Below are 19,052 nucleotides of genomic sequence, written 5' to 3'. Positions count from 1 at the left end.
GTCAGGCAAAGCCGACGTCGGTTTCTTTGCGTTTTTTGTAGTGTGTTACGGTGATGGCCACCACAATGACGCAGCCGATCACCACGTTCATGAAGTAGTTGGAGACGCCAATCAGGTTCAGGCCGTTTTTAAGGATGCCGATCAGGAATACGCCCATCAGCGTGCCCACTACGCTACCTTTGCCGCCGTTAAGAGAAGCGCCGCCTAGCACCGCCGCCGCCAGCACGTCGAGCTCACCGCCAACCAGCGCGTTAGGCACCACTTCGCCGACGCGATAAACCTGAACCAACCCGCCAATTGCCGCCATCGCGCCGAGATAGCCGTAGGCAAACAGGTGCAGCAAACCTACGCGAATGCCGATACGACGCGCCGACTCCTGATCGCCCCCGACCGCAAACAGCTGGCGTCCGAGGTGCGTTTTGTTAAGTAGAATCCAGGTAATTCCCGCTACCACCAGCATCACCACCAGCGGCAAACCGATTTGATAGTGATCGGTTCCGAGGCTAAAAGGCAGGATTTTCAAGGGAGTAATCAGCCATTCCGGCAGGTCATACAGGCTGGTGCCCTTGGTCAGCCACATCAACATGCCGAACAACAGAGACTGCATACTGATGGTCACAATGATCGACACAATGCGCAGGCAGTAGATCAGCACGGCGTTGATCATGCCGAGCGTAGTGCCGATGGCGATAGCCAGCACGATGCTGCCCACCGGATTCGTCATGCCGTAACTGATAGCCAGCGTGGCAATGATGTATTGCACCACCGACGCGACGGCGGCGAAGGAGATATCAATGCCGCCGGTCACCAGCACCACGAACAGGCCGAGGGCGAAGATGCCGCTTACGGCGTAGCTTTCGCTGAGATCCAGCAGGTTGCGCAGGGTCAAAAACTGATTGCTGAGCAAGGAGAAAATGACGATTAGCGCCACCAGTACCCAGGCCAGATAGCCTTCGTTACTGGCAGGTTTTAGTCGGTTGAGATTAAGCATTGACCGCCTCCGCCAGCTGTTGCTGGGTTATCGCCCGTGGGAAATATTCGCCGAGCACGGTGCCTTCGCTGAAGTGCAACACGCGATCGCAGTTGAAATAGACTTCCGGAACTTCGTCTGAAATCAGCAAGATAGAGATACCTTCCGCCGCTAGCTGGTGGATAAGCTGATAGATGCTGGCTTTCGCGCCCACATCCACGCCAACGGTGGGCGAATCAAGGATCAGGATCTTCGGCTGGGTCAGCACCCATTTAGCCAGCACGATTTTTTGCTGATTGCCGCCGGAAAGCGTCGAAATCGCCTGATCCGGATCCGCCACCTTGACGCCGAGTTTTTCGATCCACTGATAAACAATCTTGTTTTTGCGGTACTCGTCGATCAGATGAAAACGGCTGCGCAGCTGATCCATAATCGCCAGCACCGTGTTGTCGCCCACGGATTGCTGCTGCACCAGCCCCAGCGTCAGCCGGTCTTCGGAGACGTAACCGATACCCGATTTGATCGCATCTTCATGACCGCGAAAACGCACCGGCTTACTGTCGAGATACATTTTGCCGCTGTCCGGACGCGTCATGCCAAACAGGCTCAGCGCCAGCTCCGTGCGGCCCGAACCAAGCAGACCGCAAAGTCCCAACACTTCACCCTGATAGAGTTTGAGATTCACATTGTGGTATTGATCGGCGCGGGTCAGATTGTCGAGTTCGAGCATAATTCGCTCGTCGTGCTGGTTGGCCGCTTTCAACGCGTAGTTGAGTTTCAGGCCCGTCATCAGCTCGGTCAGTCGTTCGCTGCTAACTTCGGCAGCGGGAAACGTGCCGACTTTCTGGCCGTCGCGAATCACCGTCACGCTGTCGGAAATTTCCAGCACCTCATCCAGACGATGGCTGACGAACACCACGCTGATGCCCTTTTCTTTTAAATAGTGCACGGTGCGCAGCAGTTGATTAACTTCGGTGCGGGTTAACGAGGCGGTCGGCTCGTCCATAATGACTAAACGAGCGTCGGCGACCAGCGCGCGGCAAATAGCCACCTGCTGACGCTGCGCGATAGGCAGCGCGGCAACTTTGCTGTCGAGATCCAGCGAAAAATTCAGTTCGTCGAGAATGCGTTGCGCGGTCTGACGTAAACGGCCCGGGCGATACCAGCCCAGCAGGCCGTGCAGATTATGTTCAAAAGCGATATTTTCGGCCACGGTCAGATTGGGAAACAGTGACAGATCCTGATAGATCACCTGAATCCCAAAGCTGCGCGCCTGATCCGGCGACAATTTACTAAACGTCTGATCGCCAAGCGTAATCCGGCAGCCGCTGTCCGGCTGGTAAACCCCCGAGATCACCTTGATCAGCGTACTTTTGCCGCAACCGTTAGTGCCTGCAAGACAGTGAACCTCACCCGGCATCAGCCGCAGTGAAATATTGTTCAGTGCGCGCTGACCGCCGAAAGTCACGGAAAGATCTTTGACGTCGATTAACGGACGCACATTTTCTGCGTCGGTGGTGTCATGCTGGATAATCTCGGAGATCGCCATAATTACAGCCCCATTTTGACCAGTTTCGGCAGGTTTTCTTTGTCGAGACTTTCGGTACGGTTGCCGACAATGGTGTGCGTCGTTTCATCGACTTTCACTTTGCCCATGCCTTCGATGTCCATTCCGTCGGTAATCTTCTGCCCTTTCTCGATCATTCCTGCGATACGAACGAACAGCTCACCGGCGACCATTGGATTCCAGATAAAGCCGCCATCGATCGCGCCGCTTCTTACCAGAGACGCGCCCTGACCCGGACTAAACGGCCCGTAAACGCAGATATCATCGGTTTTGCCGCGATTCAGAACCGCACGACCTGCGCCGATAGGCCCTTGCGAACCGATCGCCAAAATACCTTTCAGATCGGGATATTTGGACATCAGATCGTTGGTGGTACGAATAGTGTCATCCAGCGATTCGGCCACGCCAAAACGGTCGCCCACCTGATGCATATTCGGATAGTGTTCCTGCTGGTATTTAACGGCGGCGTCGGCCCATCTTTTATGTACCGGCACGGTTAGGCTGCCAACATAAACCGCGTAATTACCGGTTTCTTTCATACATTTTGCCAGCGCAATCATGTGGTTAATGCCGTGCTGCTCTGCGTCGACCATCTCGAAATCCCAGTCGGCGTATTTCTGGTCCGGCGATTCGTGGGTAATAATCTTGATGCCCGCCTCGTGTGCCCGTTTAAGCACCGGCTCCAACACTTTGGCGTCATTTGGCACCACGCCGATGATGTCGACCTTCTGGGCAATCAGGTCTTCAATTGCACGAACCTGCAACGCCGGATCTGCGCCCGTCGGCCCAACCTGCCAGGCATCAATGCCCTCTTTGGCCGCTTCCTGTTTGATACCGACTTCCATCGCGTTAAACCACGGGTTGCCCCCGACCTTAACGACCACGCCCATCCGAATTTTGTCGGCGGCATGCGCCGAGAGCGATAAGGCCGCGGCGGCAAACAGACAGGCCAGAACAGTTTTCTTCATATTTTTCACTCCACAAGGTGTCAGTTTTTGGCCGCAGTCAGTGACTCGCCGCGGCTGTTATTGTTGTTGTGACTTAGAGGTAAAATTTTTTCGAGGCGCTAACCTCTTACGGCTATTTACTGGATGCTATTGATTTGATTTATGTTATTTACTGAATTTGGTTTTCGTCGGCGCAACCTCAATCACGTTGACGTTACTCCACGCCAACTCCTGTCTAAATTCTTCATCGTCCAGCGAATCGGTAATCAGCGTGTCTATCTCGCGGTAATGACAGATGCGAGCAAAGGAACGACGGCCAAACTTGCTGGAGTCGGCGAGCAAAATCTTGTGTTCCGACGACAGCAACATTTGCTGTTTAAGCCGCGCGTGATGCTCGTTACTTTCGCGGATCCCGCCTTCATGGCTGATGCCGTGACAGGAAAAAAACAGCTTGTTGATCACGAACTCTTTCAAAATCTTCTCTGCCAGCACGCCGATGAAATCTTCATATTTCGCCGAGTATTCGCCGCCGAGACCAATCGTCTTGACGTTGGCCTTGGCCGCCAGCGTCTGGATGATGTGCAGCGAATTGGTCAACACCACCAGTTGAATGTCCGGCAGTTGGCGAGCCAAAAACCAGCTGGTTGAACTGCTGTCGAGCAGCAGGCAATCGCCCGGATTGATAAACGCCAGCGCCCGTTTGGCAATGCGGGTTTTCTGATCCGGTGACTGATTGCTGCGGTCACGAAAAGATTCCCCCTGTTCGATTTGCGACGGCACATAAAGCTTTTCGCTTTCTTGCTCGCTCACAAACACCGCGCCGCCGTGGCTGCGTTGCAACACGCCGCGTTTTTCCAGCAGCGCCAAGTCGCGGCGTGCGGTTTCCATCGATATCTGGCACATGGTGGCCACTTCTTGCACCAGCACACGACCGCGCTGGCTAAGGACTTCGGTAATGAAACGATGACGTTCGACAGGCAGCATTTTTGTCCCCTTCCTGATATTGAATAAGATACGCAAGCGCTTGATGAATGAATGCGCGTTGCCTCAAAGCCGACCACGCAGTCTTTTCGCCGCGCTCGCCATGTGATAGTTGTCAAAAAAAAATGAGAAAAGGTGAAATGAAATAATCGTGATATGCGGCATCACCAGCATTAAATCGCTTTTAATCTTGCAAACGGTCATCGGCTTTGCAGCAAACGGTCACAAATCCTCAACGCCATGACTGACCGTTGATGACCGCTTGTGTGGCATTGACCGGATTCGGTCATGGGATGAGGGGGAGCGGGTAATGAAATATCTAAAATCAGCGGTAAAATGACAGAGTCGAATCTCAAAAAACCATAAAACGCTCATTTCCTTTGGTAATAGCTGTTTTTATAACCAGTGAAAGTTTCTCTGTGGTAATGTTTCTCCACCTTATGGAGGACCTATGAAATATAAAAATCATCGTGAAATGCGTCATGAAGAATATTGCGCAAGAATAGCAGAAAGAGCAGTTAAGAAAGTTGCCTCAAGAAAGCTGGTTTCGAGTACGCATAATTTAAATCTTGAACAACTCGAGAAACTTACATCTTTCACTTATTCAATTGACAGTAAGAGTAAACTTAAAAGTTGGCTGCTTAATTTATTAAAGCTGAGGATCATGAAAACAAGCTAAAGAAACATATCGTTTTTTGCCCATTAATATGGTTGTTAATAAAGATCACTCAAACCAGTAGCATTTAAATAAAATAAGGAGGGAAGATGCCACAACCAACTAAAAAGTATGTATTTACAGAAATTGTGTCGGATGTAAACAATTACCAGCAGCTTCTTGCGTATGCCATATACAAAGCTGATAAACATTTAGTGGCAACCTCACTTGTAGATGATTTCGTAAGCCCTGCATTGATTGAAGAAAGGCTTCAACAACTTCATGATGCCGTCGCCGATACTCCCGGTATTCAGGCAGGGCTTTTCCTTCGTGCTAAACAAATATGCACACAGTTATTTGAAGACGTTGAAGATGAAATCAAGTCAGAAGCCAGAACAGATTTCATTGAACGAACGTTGCAACTTGCTAAAGCTGAGCGAAGTCATTGGACTAAGGCCTGTACCTTCGTGGGTGAAGGATTGAGAGGAATATTGGCCACGATAATCACTATCATATTGGCTAGCGGCATTTACTCATTGACATTAAATAAAGAGAAAAGAGGTGTTTTAATAGATGCCACAATAAAAACATTATTTAATACGGTCAATGGGGATATACCCGTCTTAGATGTCTATAGAACTGAACTGCTAAGGCAAAGTAAGAATCCCTCTGATGTTGTGCTTAGCCCATAATCAACTTTTAAAAAGCTAAATTGATCTTGTAAATAAAATCAGTAACGCTAAAGGCTATTATTTTGAAAAATGAAAATAAAATTAAAACAACATTAACCTTTTAGATAAAAATAAAAGCGACCCATTAGGTCGCCTTTATAAGAACATTAACCGGAATAACTATTACTCTATTACAACGGTTTTTTCGCCGTTTCTTTAGCAGCAAATACCGCCAGTAGCGTAAGAAGTAGCGCTACGGTGACATAGGCCGAGACGGCAAGGGTGCTGCTGTATTCTTTAAACAGTGTGGTGATAATTAATGGTGCAAAACCACCGCCGACAATCCCTGAAAGCGTATAAGCCAGCGAAGAACCGGCATAACGTACGCGAGTCGGGAACTGCTCGGTGACAAATGCAGCCTGAGGTCCATACATCATCGCGTGAACCTGTAACCCCCCGATGACGGCGAGGCAAATAAGCACCGGATGCGCACTGTCGAGCAACATAAAGAATACAAATGACCAGACGATAGCGAGCGCGGCGCCCATAATATAGACCGGACGGCGGCCCCATTTGTCAGACAGCGCGCCAAACATGGGAACCGTAATCGCATTACCCAACGCGCCGAGCATCGTTGCGGTCAGTGCCAACGGACGCGGCAGATGCAGCACGGTCGTCACGTAGGTCAGTGTGAAAACGACCACCAGCGCATAAAGCACATCGGAGCCAATTCGTGCGCCACCGGCCACCAGCAACGGACGCAAATGCTGAGTAAACACCTCTTTGATTGGGGTATGGGTGGTGTTTTTCGTTTGCTCGAGTTTAAGGAAGGCAGGCGTCTCGCCAACGCCACGACGCAACCACAGGCCGAAAGCGACCAGAACCAGACTCAGCAAGAACGGAATACGCCAGCCCCACAGCTGGAAATCTTCAGCAGAAAGGAAAACGGTGACCAGTGTAATCAAGCCGGTTCCGATCAGGGTGCCGCAAGAAGGACCGACCTGTGCGAACGAGGCGTTGCGACCGCGCTGCTCGGGTTTGCCATGTTCCATTGAAAGCAGCACGGCTCCGGCCCATTCGCCGCCAAGCGCGATGCCCTGAATAAAGCGCAGGCTGACCAGCAGCAGCGGGCTCCAAATGCCCCAACTGGCGTAACCCGGCAGCAGGCCCATCAGCGCGGTGGTGACGCCCATGATAACCAGCGTGGTAACCAGCACAAATTTACGACCCAGCACGTCGCCGAGATGACCAAACACCATGCCGCCGATCGGCCTCGAAACATAGCCAACCGCGTAGGTGGAGAAAGCCAGAATCGTGCCGACCAGCGGGTCAAATGACGGGAAAAACACGTGGTTAAAAATCAACGCCGCCATGATGTTGTAAACGGTAAAGTCGTACCACTCGAGCGCCGTACCGATTGAACTGGCTGCGGCGAGGCGTCCGGTTTTAGGAGGCGTAGGCTCGGCGTCAGTTACTTTGCTCTTAGGCACAACGTGTGAATCAAGAGCTTGTGGATCAAGAGCTTGTGAACCCGTAGAGGAATGACTCATGATTTCAGCTCCTGTGCAGTAAGTTGCCAGCCAAGACCGTAATGCAGTACGTCAGCTGATGAACAATCGAGGGCATGACAGGCGTGGGCCGCCAAACGCTGTGAAGCTTCAACACTGCTGCTTTCGAGAAGCAACATAGGAAGTAATTGGCGATTTTCGGTCGACTCTTTCGGCAACGGCGTGCTGAGCGCGGCGTCTGGCGTTAGCAGGCTTGAGCGAATGAAGCCGCTGTGGGCAAACAGCGTTTCGCCCAACTCGCTGATCGCGTTTTCCTGCATACCCGCAGGCAAAGTAATAATGGCAAGATGACTGCCGGTACCCATTCCAACCACCGCGCTAATGGCGCAAACGCGGCGCATCGGCGCGATCATTTTTTGTAGATTAGCGACCGACCATTCAGTCTGACGAGTGAATGCCGCGTGATAGGCCGCAGAGGTGAAGCTCTCCAAAGATTCGGTTTTGTAGAGGCCGAGATATTTTCGACCGCCCTGCAATGCCTGATAACGCGTGCCGGAAAGGAATCCCTCGATACGTACGCGTTCTTCGACGTGTTCACGGTCGTACCATTGATTGAAATCCGCTTCATCCTGAGCGGCGACGTCTGTAGCGACAAAAAGCATGCCTTGATTTGAAGAGTTCATTGTCGGTCCTGTCTTTATCCAGAGTGATTGACGACCTGTTTGACGACATAGTTAACGAGTTAGTTAACGAGTTAGTTAACGACTTAGTTAACGACATTATTGACGACAAGCAGGTCGTGGTGTTGTTAAGGGGTCATGCCCTATTCAGGCTGGTTTTTTAAATTATTGTGATTTGGCATTTAAGCCGCGCTCGATTTCCAGCGCCCAGCTCATCATCGTTTCGTCTTGCATCGGCAGAGCTGCAACCATTAGCCCAACGGGTGCCTGACCTTCGGCCTGACAAGGCAGCGAGACCGCACAGCCGTCGAGGAAGTTGATCACCGAAGGATTTCGCAGCGCCGCGCCGTTAACGCGGAAATAAAGATCTTCATCGGCTTCGAGCTCGGCAATAGTTGGTGCGATAAACGGCACCGTTGGCATCAGCAGGGCGTCGTATTGCTGGATTTTGCTGCTCACGCGTTGCTGCCAGTCGGCACGCTGGCTTACCAACTGTTGACGATCGCTTTCGCCCAAAGGTTCGCCGCGACGAATGCGCGAAACGACGCGCGGGTCATAACCTTCGCCGCGCTCGGCGATTAATGATTTGTGCCAGGCCCATGCTTCTAAGGCAGTAAAACCTCCGGTGGCATTGATGCTGGCAAGTTCGGCCAACTCTTCGAGCGGGATCTCGGTGATTTGTGCGCCGCCCTCTTTCAGCGTGGCGATAGCCTGTGCAAAGGCCGCGCTGACCTCGGCGTCCAGCCCGTCAAGCACCACGGTTTGAGGAACCGCGAAGTGGGCGTCGGCAAGATTTTTTATCGTCAATGACAGCGGTGCGTCAGCGATTGCGCCATCGAGCGCGACGCAGCTTGCCACGTCACGCGCGATAGTGCCGATGGAGTCTAGCGAGGCGGAAAGTGGCAGCACGCCCGCCATGGAAATACGACGAGCTGTCGGCTTGAAGCCGGTCAAACCACAAAATGCGGCCGGAATACGCACGGAGCCGCCGGTATCACTGCCGACTGCGCCAAGCGACATATCATCGCTGACAGAGACCGCCGCGCCTGAAGAGGAGCCGCCCGGAATCCGGCGTGACGCGCGATCCCACGGATTCGCCGGTGTGCCGTAATGCGGGTTGATGCCCAGTCCGGAGTAAGCGAATTCGGTCATATTGGTTTTGCCAACAATGATTGCGCCAGCTTCAAGCAGGCGGTTTACCACCTCAGAATGTGTTCCTGCGGCAGGCGCATCGGCCAGCACGCGCGAGCCGCCGGTAGTCGCTTCGCCCTGCACGTCGAACAGGTCTTTAACGGAAACAGGTACGCCATCGAGCGGCGATAATTCCTCACCCGCCGTGCGGCGTTGGGTTGAGGCAGCGGCCTGCTCGCGCGCCCACTTGGCATAAACCTGCGTAAAAGCCAGCGCGCCTTCGCCGTCGGTGGCCTGAATATTTGCCAGCACCTCTTCCGTCAATTGGATCGCCGTTACGGTGCCGAGCGCCAATTGTTCAATCGCCTGCTGCAAGCTTGGAAAAATTCGAGAACTCATTTTCGCATTCCTTATAGAGAAGCGGCTTTGTAGATGATCAGCCTGGTGAATAAGCGGCCAAATTCGTGGTCAGCGTCGGGCAAAAATCAGGCCACGACAGGCAGTTCAAGGCTGATGTAGGTGTGGCTGATGCTGCGACCTAAAATGTCGTCCACCAGCTCCATACGAAATTCCGTTGCAGGACGGATGCCACCTATTGCCGCGACGGTGCCGCAGGTCATGCCCAAGCCATCGGCCGGGATTTCGCCTTCATTGAGATAACGGCTCAGCAGGTCGTCGGGTTTGCGCAGGCTGGACAGCGGGCCTTCCTGATAGAGGCGGTATTCGCCGTCCTCTTTTATCCACGCGCGCAGAATCAGCTGGTCCCAATGCTCTGCGACTTCGCTCATCCGCCACGCCGTAGTGGCAACAGGCTTAACGCAGAGCTGCTTGGAAAGTGCGACGCTGTGAGACTCCAACTCGCGGTCGGTATGATCAGAAGCCAGCGATACAAAAATTTCGCCCTGATGGGTGAAAATAAAAACTTCTGCCTCACCGGAACTGGCGCTGCCGATCACTTCAACCGATTTATTTTGTGTCAGCTGGTTGGCGGCAACGCGATAAAAAAGCGGCACTGCACTCGGGCGGGGCACGCCGATAGCTTCGAGTTCACTGATATGGTGCATGATGGCGTCAGGGTCGCGGCCTGCCCATCCAGCAATCACTAAACGGTTTATATCGGCCTCAAGCGTTGCTGCGCCTGGGTTTACCGTCGAAATTGTCGGGAGAGAAAAGGTCAGTTTCATCAGGGTAAATCCTCGTTTATTTAATCTGTTTTAAAAACACAGTGAAATTTCACTATAACTTTATTCATTAAATAAGCGATTTCCGTGCCATGTTTTTGTGTAGAATGTCTAAAAATTAATTCGGCAGGAGCAGGACGTGAGATCTGTGGACGCAGAAAGTCAGCAACGACCGGTAAGCGATGAATCTGGTTTGTCGTTAAACGAGCAGGCCTATCGCCGTTTCAAGCAGGCGCTGGTGACCCTGAGCTATAAGCCCGGTGACTATTTAAATACCGCTCAGGTGATGAATGATCTGTCGATGGGCCGCACGCCGATTAATCAGGCGATCCATCGTCTATCGAATGAAGGGTTGTTGCAGATTATTCCGCGCAAAGGCGTGATGGTCTCGCCGCTGTCGATTGACGACGCGCTGGAGCTGATTGAAGTCAGGTTGGCAAATGAAGTGTTGTGCATGAAATTAGCCAGCCCGCGCGTCTCGCCGCAGGATATCGACGAGCTTGAGGCGATTAATCGGCAGATTGCACTCGCCAGCGAACTGCGCGATCGCAACCAGATGATGCTGCTGGATAATCAGTTCCATCAGCGTTTGGCACAGGTTGCCGGTAACAAGATGCTGATGGATATTCTTTCTGTGCTGCACGCGCAGGCGCAGCGTTTTTGGGCCAGCTCGCTGTCAAAAGAAGGCCACATGCAGGAAGTCATTGAAGAGCATCGCGCTATTATCAATGCGCTGGCGGTGCAAGATGCTAAAGCCGCCGCCGAGGCCGCCGAAATTCATATTTTATCGTTCCGCAACGCGCTGCTACGAGGCTAGCAGGCGCTGTTGCGAAAACAAAAGGCGCTGAAAGGTAAAAAATAGATTATTTGCCGCCCGCCAGATCGATAAAACTGCCCGTTACGAACGAGGCCGCGTCGGAAAGCAGCCAGACAATGGCCTGCGCGACCTCTTCGGGCTGGCCGCCGCGCTGCATCGGCAAACTTGCGCCGACTCTATCGACCCGTCCGGCTTCCCCGCCGCTGGCGTGCATTTCGGTATAAATGAGTCCGGGTCTTACCGCGTTGACACGAATTCCATATCCGGCAACTTCAAGCGAAAGCCCGGTGGTCAAGGAATCGACCGCGCCCTTTGACGCCGCGTAATCAATATATTCATTTGGCGCACCCAATCGAGAAGCGGCCGACGAGACGTTGACGATGGCGCCGCCCTGCCCGCCGTGCTTTTTGGACATCACCTTTACCGCCTCGCGACAGCAAAGAAAATAGCCGGTCACATTGGTATTCAACACGCGATTAATACGTTCGGCGCTAATATTTTCTATCGTCGACTGCTGAAACAGAATGCCGGCGTTGTTGACCAGCGCGTCTATCGGCCCCATTTGGTCAGCGATTATTTTAAACATCGCCACCACCTGAGCTTCGTCGCCAATGTCGGCCTGAATCGCCAGCGCCTCGCCGCCTTTTGCCTTTATTTCATCAACAACCTGCTGCGCTGCCCGCGTATTATTGACGTAATTCACAGCAACCTGATATCCCTGATCCGCCAGAAGCAGGGCCGTTGCACGACCAATTCCGCGACTGCCGCCTGTCACTAATGCGACTTTACTGTTCATCTTAAACCTCATGTTAACGTGATCGTTTTAGTATAGAAACGGCGGGTTTTCTGCTGCCCCGCGCTCACTGATTGCGTATGATGCTTCATTCGCCTTACCCATTTTCCTTACCCAAGATAACCGTATTTAAGGGAATTAAAACGATGAAATCACTCGCAAGGCTGTTAGCTACTCCTCCTTTTACCTCTTCATTTCCGTCAGTCAAAAAACTGCTGGGTGGCCTGATGTTTGCCATCGTGATGGCAAGTACTTTCGTTCTGCCCGCGCAGGCTTCGGAAAATGGCGATTTGGCGGGGCTTATCAATGAACGGCTCTCTTATATGAAAGACGTGGCCAGCGCGAAAGCAGAAGCGCATCAGCCTGTCGAAGTCATCGCGCAAGAAGCCAAGGTTTTGCAAAACACTCAAAAAGTGGCCGCAAATTTGGGGCTAGATTCCGAGTCAGTAAAACCGTTTATCGTGGCGCAGATGAGCGCGGCCAAGGCGATTCAATACCGCTATCGCGCAGACTGGCTTGCTACGCCTGAAACAGACTGGAAGCCGCGCCCGCTGGAATCAATCCGCACGGACATCGCCGGTTTATCGACTCGTATTCTTCAACGCTTAGCGGTTGAATTAAAAGCCAATGGTAAAATTTCACCCGACAATCAGGCCGCGTTTATTACTGTTCTTCAGCAAAAAAATCTGGCTGAGGCGGATAAAATCCAGCTCTATAAAACACTAAAACAGGTACGTTTGAAATAATTTGAGTTAAAAAGTTATAGAAGATGAGCAAAAGTTGCTATTTTGTAAGTGAGGTTATTTCGAATCATTTGGTTCAATGTATAATGCGCCGGATTTCCTTCTGCATCTCAGGCTTTATACTCAATGAACACAAGATTTTTGACTCTTTCTCCTCTGGCCGCAGGGATTCTGCTCTGGTCAGCGGGAAGCTTTGCTCAGGCGCAAGCCGTTGATTTTTGGCATCAAGATACGTTAACAGGCGATTGGGGCGGTTCACGTACCCAACTTAAAGATGATGGCGTCAACCTGACCGGCGAATATGTATCGGAAACCGCTGGCGTGATTAGCGGCGGAGAAAGCTACGGCACCCGCTATGCGCAGCAGGTTAAAGTCGGCGCAACGTTTGATTTAGACAAGATGTTTGATACCGACCACGCCGGTACGGTGCAGCTATTAATCAATGACCGACGCGGACGCAGCACCTCCGCCGATTTGGTCGGCAATCGCCTGCCGGTGCAGGAAGTGGCGGGCGGTTATTACACTCGTCTTTCCGAATTCAGCTACGCCAACTGGCTTGCCACGCCGAAATTGACCTATAAAGTTGGCCTAATGGCGATGGGCAACGATTTCGGCGGCATGTCGCTGCTGACCACCTTTATGAACGCCGCGTTCTGCGCGCACCCGCTGACCATGTCGGGTGGCAGCGGCTGGGGCAACTATCCTTCGGCGCATCTTGGCGGCGAAATTAAATATCAGCTCAGTGACAGCTGGGCGATTCAAACCGCCGTTTTCGATGTTAATCCGCGCACCAGCAGCGCGCCGTCCAAGGCATTTAATCCGTTTGTCCACGGCACTACCGGCGCTATCATTCCTGTCGAAGCGATTTATAGCTATAAAGGCGAGCTGCCGGGCCAGTATAAATTCGGTTACTACCACGACACGTCAAAAGTGGCACGTATCGATGACAGCGACAGCCTCTCTTCCGGACGAAGCGGCGGGTACATTTTAGGCGATCAGACTATCTGGAAATCGTCGACCAACAAGGCGCAGTTCCTTCACCTGTTTGGCGAATGGACCACCGCGGATAAAGCAACGGCCACTTTCCGTCACTGGTATTCCGCAGGCTTGGTGCTGACCGCGCCGTTTGAATCACGTCCGAAAGACGCTATTTCCATTGGCTACGGCAAGGCGGTTTACAATCGTAATAGCCGTAACAATGATATCGACAGCTTGCGGGCAGCGGGTGATTACATGGGAGCCAATACGGTTGCCGGCCTTGATCGCTCAGAGCAGCTGGTCGAGCTTACCTACAGTTTACAGGCTACGCCGTGGCTATCGGTGCGTCCGAGCGTGCAGTACATCAAAGAGCCGGGCGCGTTTACCAACAAGCAAATTTCCGATGCCTGGGTAGCGGGCGTGCAGGTAAAAATCCAGCTTTAACGCCATTTTTAAAGCGCTTCTTTTTTAAGTGATAAAAGATTTAAAGTTATAAAGTTAAATCGATAGAAAGTTTAATCGATAAAAATTTTAACATATAAAAAGTAAAGCCCTGACAACGATGCCAGGGCTTTTTTATTGATGACTTTTTTACGACTTATTTCTTATTGCACGCCAACAGTGCACGCGAAAATCGCACGCCAAAGCGGCCAGAAAATTATTCGTAATCGCTGATCGGCACACAGGAGCAGAACAGATTACGGTCGCCGTAGACGTCATCAAGACGCTTCACGGTCGGCCAATATTTGTCATCACTACCCGCCGGGAAGACCGCCAGCTCGCGGCTGTAGGCGTGATCCCATTCGCTGACCAGTTCAGCCTGAGTGTGCGGCGCGTTAACCAGCGGGTTATCTTGCAGCGTCCATTTGCCCTGCGCTACGTTGTCGATTTCAGCGCGAATCGCCAGCAAAGCATCCACAAAGCGGTCGATCTCGACCTTGCTTTCAGATTCGGTTGGCTCAACCATCAGCGTGCCCGCCACCGGGAACGACATAGTCGGCGCGTGGAATCCGTAGTCAATCAGGCGCTTGGCAATGTCCATTTCGCTGATGCCGGTGCTCTCTTTCAACGGACGAATATCCAGAATACATTCGTGCGCCACGCGACCGTCAAGTCCGGTGTAAAGCACAGGATAGGCATCTTTCAGACGCGTAGCGATGTAGTTGGCATTAAGAATCGCCACCTGACTCGCCTGCTTCAGGCCTTCCGCGCCCATCATGCGGATGTACATCCAGCTGATTGGCAGAATAGAGGCGCTACCAAACGGTGCTGCCGAGACCGCGCCGTTTTGCGTCAGCACACCGTCGATTTGCACCACGCTGTGACCCGGAACGAACGGGGCCAAATGCGCTTTCACGCCGATTGGACCCATGCCCGGACCGCCGCCGCCGTGCGGAATGCAGAAGGTTTTATGCAGGTTAAGGTGCGAAACGTCTGCGCCGATGTAACCCGGTGTGGTGATGCCAACCTGTGCGTTCATGTTCGCGCCATCAAGATAAACCTGACCGCCGTACTGGTGAACAATCTGGCAGACTTCGCGAATAGTCTCTTCATACACGCCGTGGGTCGACGGGTAGGTCACCATGATGCACGAGAGCGCGTCGCCGGCCTGCGCCGCTTTTTCACGCAGGTCGCTGAGGTCGATATTGCCCTGCTTGTCACAGGCGACAACCACGACCGTCATGCTCGCCATCTGGGCAGAAGCCGGGTTGGTGCCGTGCGCGGAGCTTGGGATCAGGCAAATATGACGGCTGCCTTCGTTGCGGCTTTCGTGATAATGGCGAATCGCCAGCAGGCCCGCGTATTCGCCCTGCGCGCCAGAGTTTGGCTGCATGCACACGGCGTCATAGCCGGTTAATTGCACCAGCCACTGCGACAGCTGACCAATCATCTGCTGATAACCGCTTGCCTGATCGATTGGGCAGAACGGGTGCAGCGAGGCAAATTCAGGCCAGGTGATCGGGATCATTTCTGCGGCCGCGTTCAGCTTCATGGTGCAGGAACCCAGCGGGATCATCGCCTGATTCAGCGCCAGATCCTTTTTCTCGAGACGGTGCATGTAACGCATCATCTCGGTTTCGCTGTGATACTTGTTGAATACTGGGTGAGTCAGGATCGGATCCTGACGCAGTACCGCAGCCGGAATAGCGTTGCTGTCGGTGCTGACCGCGTTGTCCAACGCGTTGATATCCAAGCCATGATCGTCGCCTAACAGTACGGCGAACAGCGTCTGCACGTCTTCGCGCGAGGTGGCTTCATCCAGCGTAATTCCGACCGCGTTGTGAATATCGGTACGGAAATTCAGGCCAAAGCTCAAGGCGCGATCAAGTACCGCCGCCTTGTCTTGCACGTTTACGGTCAGGGTATCGAACCAGCTTTCATGGCGCAAAGTCAGGCCGCCCTGCTTCAGGCCAGCGGCCAGAATATCGGTCAGGCGGTGAATGCGATTGGCAATACGTTTCAGGCCTTCAGGTCCGTGGAACACGGCGTACAGGCTGGCGATGTTAGCCAGCAGCACCTGAGAGGTACAAATGTTGGAGTTGGCTTTCTCGCGGCGAATATGCTGCTCGCGGGTCTGCATCGCCATGCGCAGCGCGGTGTTACCGGCGGCATCGCGGGAAACGCCAATAATACGGCCCGGCATCGAGCGTTTGAACTCGTCGCGACAGGCGAAGAAGGCCGCGTGTGGACCGCCGTAACCCATCGGCACGCCAAAACGCTGCGCGGAACCGAAGACCACGTCGGCGCCCTGCTTGCCCGGTGCGCTCAGTAATACCAGCGCCATAATGTCGGCCGCAACGCTGGTAATGATTTTGCGTGATTTCAATTCGCCGAACAGCGCGCTGTAATCGTGGATCTCGCCGGTGGTGCCAACCTGCTGCACCAGAACGCCAAAGATGCCGTCAAGTTCCAGCACTTTTTCAGCTTTATCGATGATAATATCGAAGCCAAACGTTTCTGCACGCGTACGCACTACATCTAACGTTTGCGGATGCACGTCGTCAGCCACGAAGAAGCGATTGGCATCTTTCAGCTTGCTGGCACGTTTGGCAAGGGCCATCGCTTCGGCGGCGGCGGTCGCTTCGTCTAGCAAGGAAGCCGACGCTAAATCCAGACCGGTCAGGTCAAGCGTCAGCGTCTGGAAGTTAAGCAACGCTTCAAGGCGACCCTGCGACACTTCTGGCTGATACGGCGTATACGCGGTGTACCAGCCCGGATTTTCGAGCATGTTGCGCAGGATAACCGGCGGCGTCAGCACGGCGCTGTAACCCATGCCGATGTAGGATTTGTAGCACTGGTTCTGGCTGGCAATGGCCTTCAGCTCCGCCAGCGCCTGATGCTCGGTCACCGCGTCGCCGACCGCAGGCGGGCTCGGCAACTGGATATCTGCCGGCACAATCTGCTGGATCAGGGCGTCCAGCGAGGTCGCGCCCACGGCGTCCAGCATCTGCTGCTGTTGAGTCGATGAAGGACCGATATGGCGACCAATAAAAGCTTCGCTGTGTTCAAGTTGGCTAAGAGTCTGAGTCATGTGCTACGCATTCCTAAATCTGGCATTGAGGTATCGAGAACTCACTTAATCTTGTGAATCAAAATCTGCATCAAAATCTTTACTCTACGTATTGGGGTCTGCAACTGGGCGGCAAGAGAGCAACTCCCCGGGAGCTTACACAAGTAAGTAACCGGGGCGCGCAAACGTAGCCAACAGTTGCAGGCTCAAGAACGACGAGTCATTACTCTTCGAAAGTGGCGGCGTAGGCCGTAGAGTCTAAAAGCTTATCGAGCTCAGATTCGTCGGACGCCTTGATCTGGAACAGGAAACCTTCGCCGTACGGATCTTCGTTAACCAGCTCTGGAGAAGATTCCAGCTCGCTGTTTACCGCGACGATTTCGCCGCTGATTGGCGCGTAAATATCGGACGCTGCCTTCACGGATTCGGCTACGGCGCAGTCTTCACCGGCATCAACGGTGCGACCCGCTTCTGGCAGGTCGACGAAAACCATGTCGCCTAACAGTGATTGCGCGTGTTCGGTAATGCCGACGCTGTACAGGCCGTTGCCTTCTGAACGGACCCACTCGTGGGAAGAGGCGTATTTCAAATCTGCTGGGACAAGGCTCATAAATAGATCTCCGAAATAGTTTTTAAAATTATATTCAATTCAAAATTACGGCTTAAACCAGGCTTTTTCCGTTACGCACGAAGCCGGGTTTGGTCACGCGAACCGGCATTTCACGGTTGCGGATTTGTACAATCGCCTGCTCGCCAATGCCTTCCGGCACACGAGCCAGCGCAATGCTGTAGCCTAAAGTCGGCGAGAAGGATCCGCTGGTGATCGCGCCTTCCTGCACGTTTCCGGCGGCGTCGGTGAATCGTACCGGCAGCTCGTTACGTAACACGCCTTTTTCGGTCATGATTAACCCAACCAACTGCTCGGTGCCGGTTTCACGCTCTCTTTCCAAGGCATCGCGGCCGATGAAGTCGCGATCTTCCGGCAGCCAGGCGATGGTCCAGCCCATATTGGCGGCCAAAGGGGAAACGCCCTCGTCCATCTCCTGACCATACAGGTTCATGCCCGCTTCCAGACGCAGCGTATCGCGCGCGCCCAGACCGGCTGGTTTTACACCCGCCGCCAGCAATTTTTGCCAGAACTCGGCGGCTTCTTCCTGCGGCAGCGCTATCTCGTAGCCCGCTTCGCCGGTGTAACCCGTGGTCGCGATAAACAGCGAACCCGACTCTACGCCAAAGAAAGGTTTCATGCCCTCGACGGCCTGTTTTTGCTCGTCGGTGAACAGCGTCTGCGCGCGCTCTTTGGCCTGAGGCCCTTGAACGGCGATCAGCGCGAGATCGTCACGCACGGTCAGCTCGACGGAAAACGGCTTGGCGTGCTCGGTTATCCAAGCCAGATCTTTTTCACGGGTGGCGGAGTTAACCACCAGACGGAAGAAATCTTCGGTAAAGAAGTAGACGATCAGGTCATCGATCACACCACCTGAAGCATTTAACATGCCGGTGTACAGCGCCTTGCCCGGCTGAGTCAGCTTGGCAACGTCGTTGGCCAGCAGATAACGCAGGAATTCACGGGTACGCGCGCCGTGCAAATCGACGATGGTCATATGGGAGACGTCAAACATGCCCGCGTCGTTGCGAACGATATGGTGCTCATCCAGCTGGGAGCCGTAATGCAGCGGCATCATCCAGCCGTGAAAATCGACCATCCGTGCGCCACACGCGACGTGCTGATCATATAACCGAGTCTGCTGTGTCATCTTATTCCTCATTCTTTTTCAAAGCGGTGTGCCCAGTGTTGACCCTAAAAATAGCTGACAAAACGACGGCCCCGTTGACGCGCAGGGTGAACATCTTTTAATCGTTAATGGGTCAAAACCGGTACGAGATCTGTGCAAGAACTGTGCCGACGCAAACGATAC

At 53.2% G+C, this 19,052-nt stretch carries 17 protein-coding genes; 5 read left to right on the top strand and 12 right to left on the bottom strand.

Annotated features, from left to right (window positions below):
- Position 1: 1 nt before the first annotated feature.
- The 4 genes from SC206_RS11920 to SC206_RS11905 all read right to left on the bottom strand — a co-directional run bounded on the left by SC206_RS11920 (position 2) and on the right by SC206_RS11905 (position 4,468).
- Positions 2 to 991, bottom strand: a complete 990-nt coding sequence (locus SC206_RS11920; protein WP_332737462.1) for an ABC transporter permease — start codon at positions 989 to 991, stop codon at positions 2 to 4.
- Positions 984 to 2,519: a sugar ABC transporter ATP-binding protein gene (locus SC206_RS11915; protein WP_332737460.1), complete on the bottom strand. Its 1,536-nt coding sequence runs from the start codon at positions 2,517 to 2,519 to the stop codon at positions 984 to 986. The genes SC206_RS11920 and SC206_RS11915 overlap by 8 nt, the downstream gene beginning before the upstream one ends.
- Before the next feature lie 2 nt (positions 2,520 to 2,521).
- A complete protein-coding gene (locus SC206_RS11910) occupies positions 2,522 to 3,505 on the bottom strand; it encodes a substrate-binding domain-containing protein (RefSeq protein WP_332737459.1) in 984 nt (327 codons plus the stop codon).
- A 144-nt stretch (positions 3,506 to 3,649) separates the two neighbouring features.
- On the bottom strand, positions 3,650 to 4,468 hold the full coding sequence (locus SC206_RS11905) for a DeoR/GlpR family DNA-binding transcription regulator (protein WP_332737457.1): 819 nt from the start codon (positions 4,466 to 4,468) through the stop codon (positions 3,650 to 3,652).
- Between the two features lie 448 nt (positions 4,469 to 4,916).
- On the opposite strand from SC206_RS11905, the gene SC206_RS11900 reads away from it, so the two are divergent.
- Both SC206_RS11900 and SC206_RS11895 read left to right on the top strand, forming a co-directional pair.
- Positions 4,917 to 5,144, top strand: a complete 228-nt coding sequence (locus SC206_RS11900; RefSeq protein WP_332737455.1) for a hypothetical protein — start codon at positions 4,917 to 4,919, stop codon at positions 5,142 to 5,144.
- Between the two features lie 86 nt (positions 5,145 to 5,230).
- Complete coding sequence (locus SC206_RS11895; protein ID WP_332737453.1) at positions 5,231 to 5,812, top strand: hypothetical protein; 582 nt, start codon at positions 5,231 to 5,233, stop codon at positions 5,810 to 5,812.
- A gap of 170 nt (positions 5,813 to 5,982) precedes the next feature.
- On the opposite strand, the gene SC206_RS11890 is transcribed toward SC206_RS11895, so the two are convergent.
- From SC206_RS11890 to SC206_RS11875, 4 genes are all read right to left on the bottom strand, one after another.
- A complete protein-coding gene (locus SC206_RS11890; RefSeq protein WP_332737451.1) occupies positions 5,983 to 7,341 on the bottom strand; it encodes an MFS transporter in 1,359 nt (452 codons plus the stop codon).
- On the bottom strand, positions 7,338 to 7,982 hold the full coding sequence (locus SC206_RS11885) for a hypothetical protein (RefSeq protein WP_332737449.1): 645 nt from the start codon (positions 7,980 to 7,982) through the stop codon (positions 7,338 to 7,340). The genes SC206_RS11890 and SC206_RS11885 overlap by 4 nt, the downstream gene beginning before the upstream one ends.
- A 162-nt stretch (positions 7,983 to 8,144) precedes the next feature.
- The gene (locus SC206_RS11880; RefSeq protein WP_332737447.1) at positions 8,145 to 9,509 is read right to left on the bottom strand and encodes an amidase; all 1,365 of its coding nucleotides are present in this window, start codon (positions 9,507 to 9,509) and stop codon (positions 8,145 to 8,147) included.
- An 86-nt stretch (positions 9,510 to 9,595) separates the two neighbouring features.
- Entirely contained in the window at positions 9,596 to 10,294 is a 699-nt protein-coding gene (locus SC206_RS11875) for a DUF2848 domain-containing protein (protein WP_332737445.1), read from the bottom strand.
- 136 nt (positions 10,295 to 10,430) lie between these two features.
- Between SC206_RS11875 and SC206_RS11870 the strand changes: the two genes are divergently transcribed.
- Entirely contained in the window at positions 10,431 to 11,108 is a 678-nt protein-coding gene (locus tag SC206_RS11870) for a GntR family transcriptional regulator (protein ID WP_332737442.1), read from the top strand.
- A gap of 46 nt (positions 11,109 to 11,154) precedes the next feature.
- On the opposite strand, the gene SC206_RS11865 is transcribed toward SC206_RS11870, so the two are convergent.
- Entirely contained in the window at positions 11,155 to 11,904 is a 750-nt protein-coding gene (locus tag SC206_RS11865; protein ID WP_332737441.1) for an SDR family oxidoreductase, read from the bottom strand.
- A 224-nt stretch (positions 11,905 to 12,128) separates the two neighbouring features.
- Between SC206_RS11865 and SC206_RS11860 the strand changes: the two genes are divergently transcribed.
- Together SC206_RS11860 and SC206_RS11855 are read left to right on the top strand one after the other, a co-directional pair.
- Complete coding sequence (locus SC206_RS11860) at positions 12,129 to 12,647, top strand: chorismate mutase (protein ID WP_442976085.1); 519 nt, start codon at positions 12,129 to 12,131, stop codon at positions 12,645 to 12,647.
- A gap of 123 nt (positions 12,648 to 12,770) precedes the next feature.
- On the top strand, positions 12,771 to 14,066 hold the full coding sequence (locus SC206_RS11855; protein ID WP_332737439.1) for a carbohydrate porin: 1,296 nt from the start codon (positions 12,771 to 12,773) through the stop codon (positions 14,064 to 14,066).
- 214 nt (positions 14,067 to 14,280) lie between these two features.
- On the opposite strand, the gene gcvP is transcribed toward SC206_RS11855, so the two are convergent.
- From gcvP to gcvT, 3 genes are all read right to left on the bottom strand, one after another.
- Positions 14,281 to 17,154 carry an aminomethyl-transferring glycine dehydrogenase gene (gene gcvP / locus SC206_RS11850; RefSeq protein ID WP_332737437.1) on the bottom strand — a complete coding sequence of 958 codons (2,874 nt, stop codon included), beginning with the start codon at positions 17,152 to 17,154 and terminating at the stop codon, positions 14,281 to 14,283.
- A gap of 202 nt (positions 17,155 to 17,356) precedes the next feature.
- Entirely contained in the window at positions 17,357 to 17,743 is a 387-nt protein-coding gene (gene gcvH / locus SC206_RS11845; RefSeq protein ID WP_332737435.1) for a glycine cleavage system protein GcvH, read from the bottom strand.
- Between the two features lie 52 nt (positions 17,744 to 17,795).
- Complete coding sequence (gcvT, locus tag SC206_RS11840) at positions 17,796 to 18,890, bottom strand: glycine cleavage system aminomethyltransferase GcvT (protein WP_332737433.1); 1,095 nt, start codon at positions 18,888 to 18,890, stop codon at positions 17,796 to 17,798.
- Positions 18,891 to 19,052: the final 162 nt, after the last annotated feature.

It is taken from the genome of Rouxiella sp. T17 (assembly GCF_036663475.1).
Classification (GTDB): Bacteria; Pseudomonadota; Gammaproteobacteria; order Enterobacterales; family Enterobacteriaceae; genus Rouxiella.
Note: the sequence above shows the minus strand (reverse complement) of the source record. Positions and strands in the feature narration are given on the sequence as shown.

Coding starts and splice junctions, on each gene's coding strand:
- SC206_RS11860 (WP_442976085.1), top strand. CDS start 12,129: ATGTTTGCCATCGTGATGGCAAGTACTTTCGTTCTGCCCGCGCAGGCT.
- SC206_RS11890 (WP_332737451.1), bottom strand. CDS start 7,341: ATGAGTCATTCCTCTACGGGTTCACAAGCTCTTGATCCACAAGCTCTT.
- SC206_RS11865 (WP_332737441.1), bottom strand. CDS start 11,904: ATGAACAGTAAAGTCGCATTAGTGACAGGCGGCAGTCGCGGAATTGGT.
- SC206_RS11895 (WP_332737453.1), top strand. CDS start 5,231: ATGCCACAACCAACTAAAAAGTATGTATTTACAGAAATTGTGTCGGAT.
- SC206_RS11855 (WP_332737439.1), top strand. CDS start 12,771: ATGAACACAAGATTTTTGACTCTTTCTCCTCTGGCCGCAGGGATTCTG.
- SC206_RS11910 (WP_332737459.1), bottom strand. CDS start 3,505: ATGAAGAAAACTGTTCTGGCCTGTCTGTTTGCCGCCGCGGCCTTATCG.
- gcvH (WP_332737435.1), bottom strand. CDS start 17,743: ATGAGCCTTGTCCCAGCAGATTTGAAATACGCCTCTTCCCACGAGTGG.
- SC206_RS11875 (WP_332737445.1), bottom strand. CDS start 10,294: ATGAAACTGACCTTTTCTCTCCCGACAATTTCGACGGTAAACCCAGGC.
- SC206_RS11915 (WP_332737460.1), bottom strand. CDS start 2,519: ATGGCGATCTCCGAGATTATCCAGCATGACACCACCGACGCAGAAAAT.
- SC206_RS11920 (WP_332737462.1), bottom strand. CDS start 991: ATGCTTAATCTCAACCGACTAAAACCTGCCAGTAACGAAGGCTATCTG.
- SC206_RS11880 (WP_332737447.1), bottom strand. CDS start 9,509: ATGAGTTCTCGAATTTTTCCAAGCTTGCAGCAGGCGATTGAACAATTG.
- gcvT (WP_332737433.1), bottom strand. CDS start 18,890: ATGACACAGCAGACTCGGTTATATGATCAGCACGTCGCGTGTGGCGCA.
- SC206_RS11900 (WP_332737455.1), top strand. CDS start 4,917: ATGAAATATAAAAATCATCGTGAAATGCGTCATGAAGAATATTGCGCA.
- SC206_RS11885 (WP_332737449.1), bottom strand. CDS start 7,982: ATGAACTCTTCAAATCAAGGCATGCTTTTTGTCGCTACAGACGTCGCC.
- SC206_RS11905 (WP_332737457.1), bottom strand. CDS start 4,468: ATGCTGCCTGTCGAACGTCATCGTTTCATTACCGAAGTCCTTAGCCAG.
- gcvP (WP_332737437.1), bottom strand. CDS start 17,154: ATGACTCAGACTCTTAGCCAACTTGAACACAGCGAAGCTTTTATTGGT.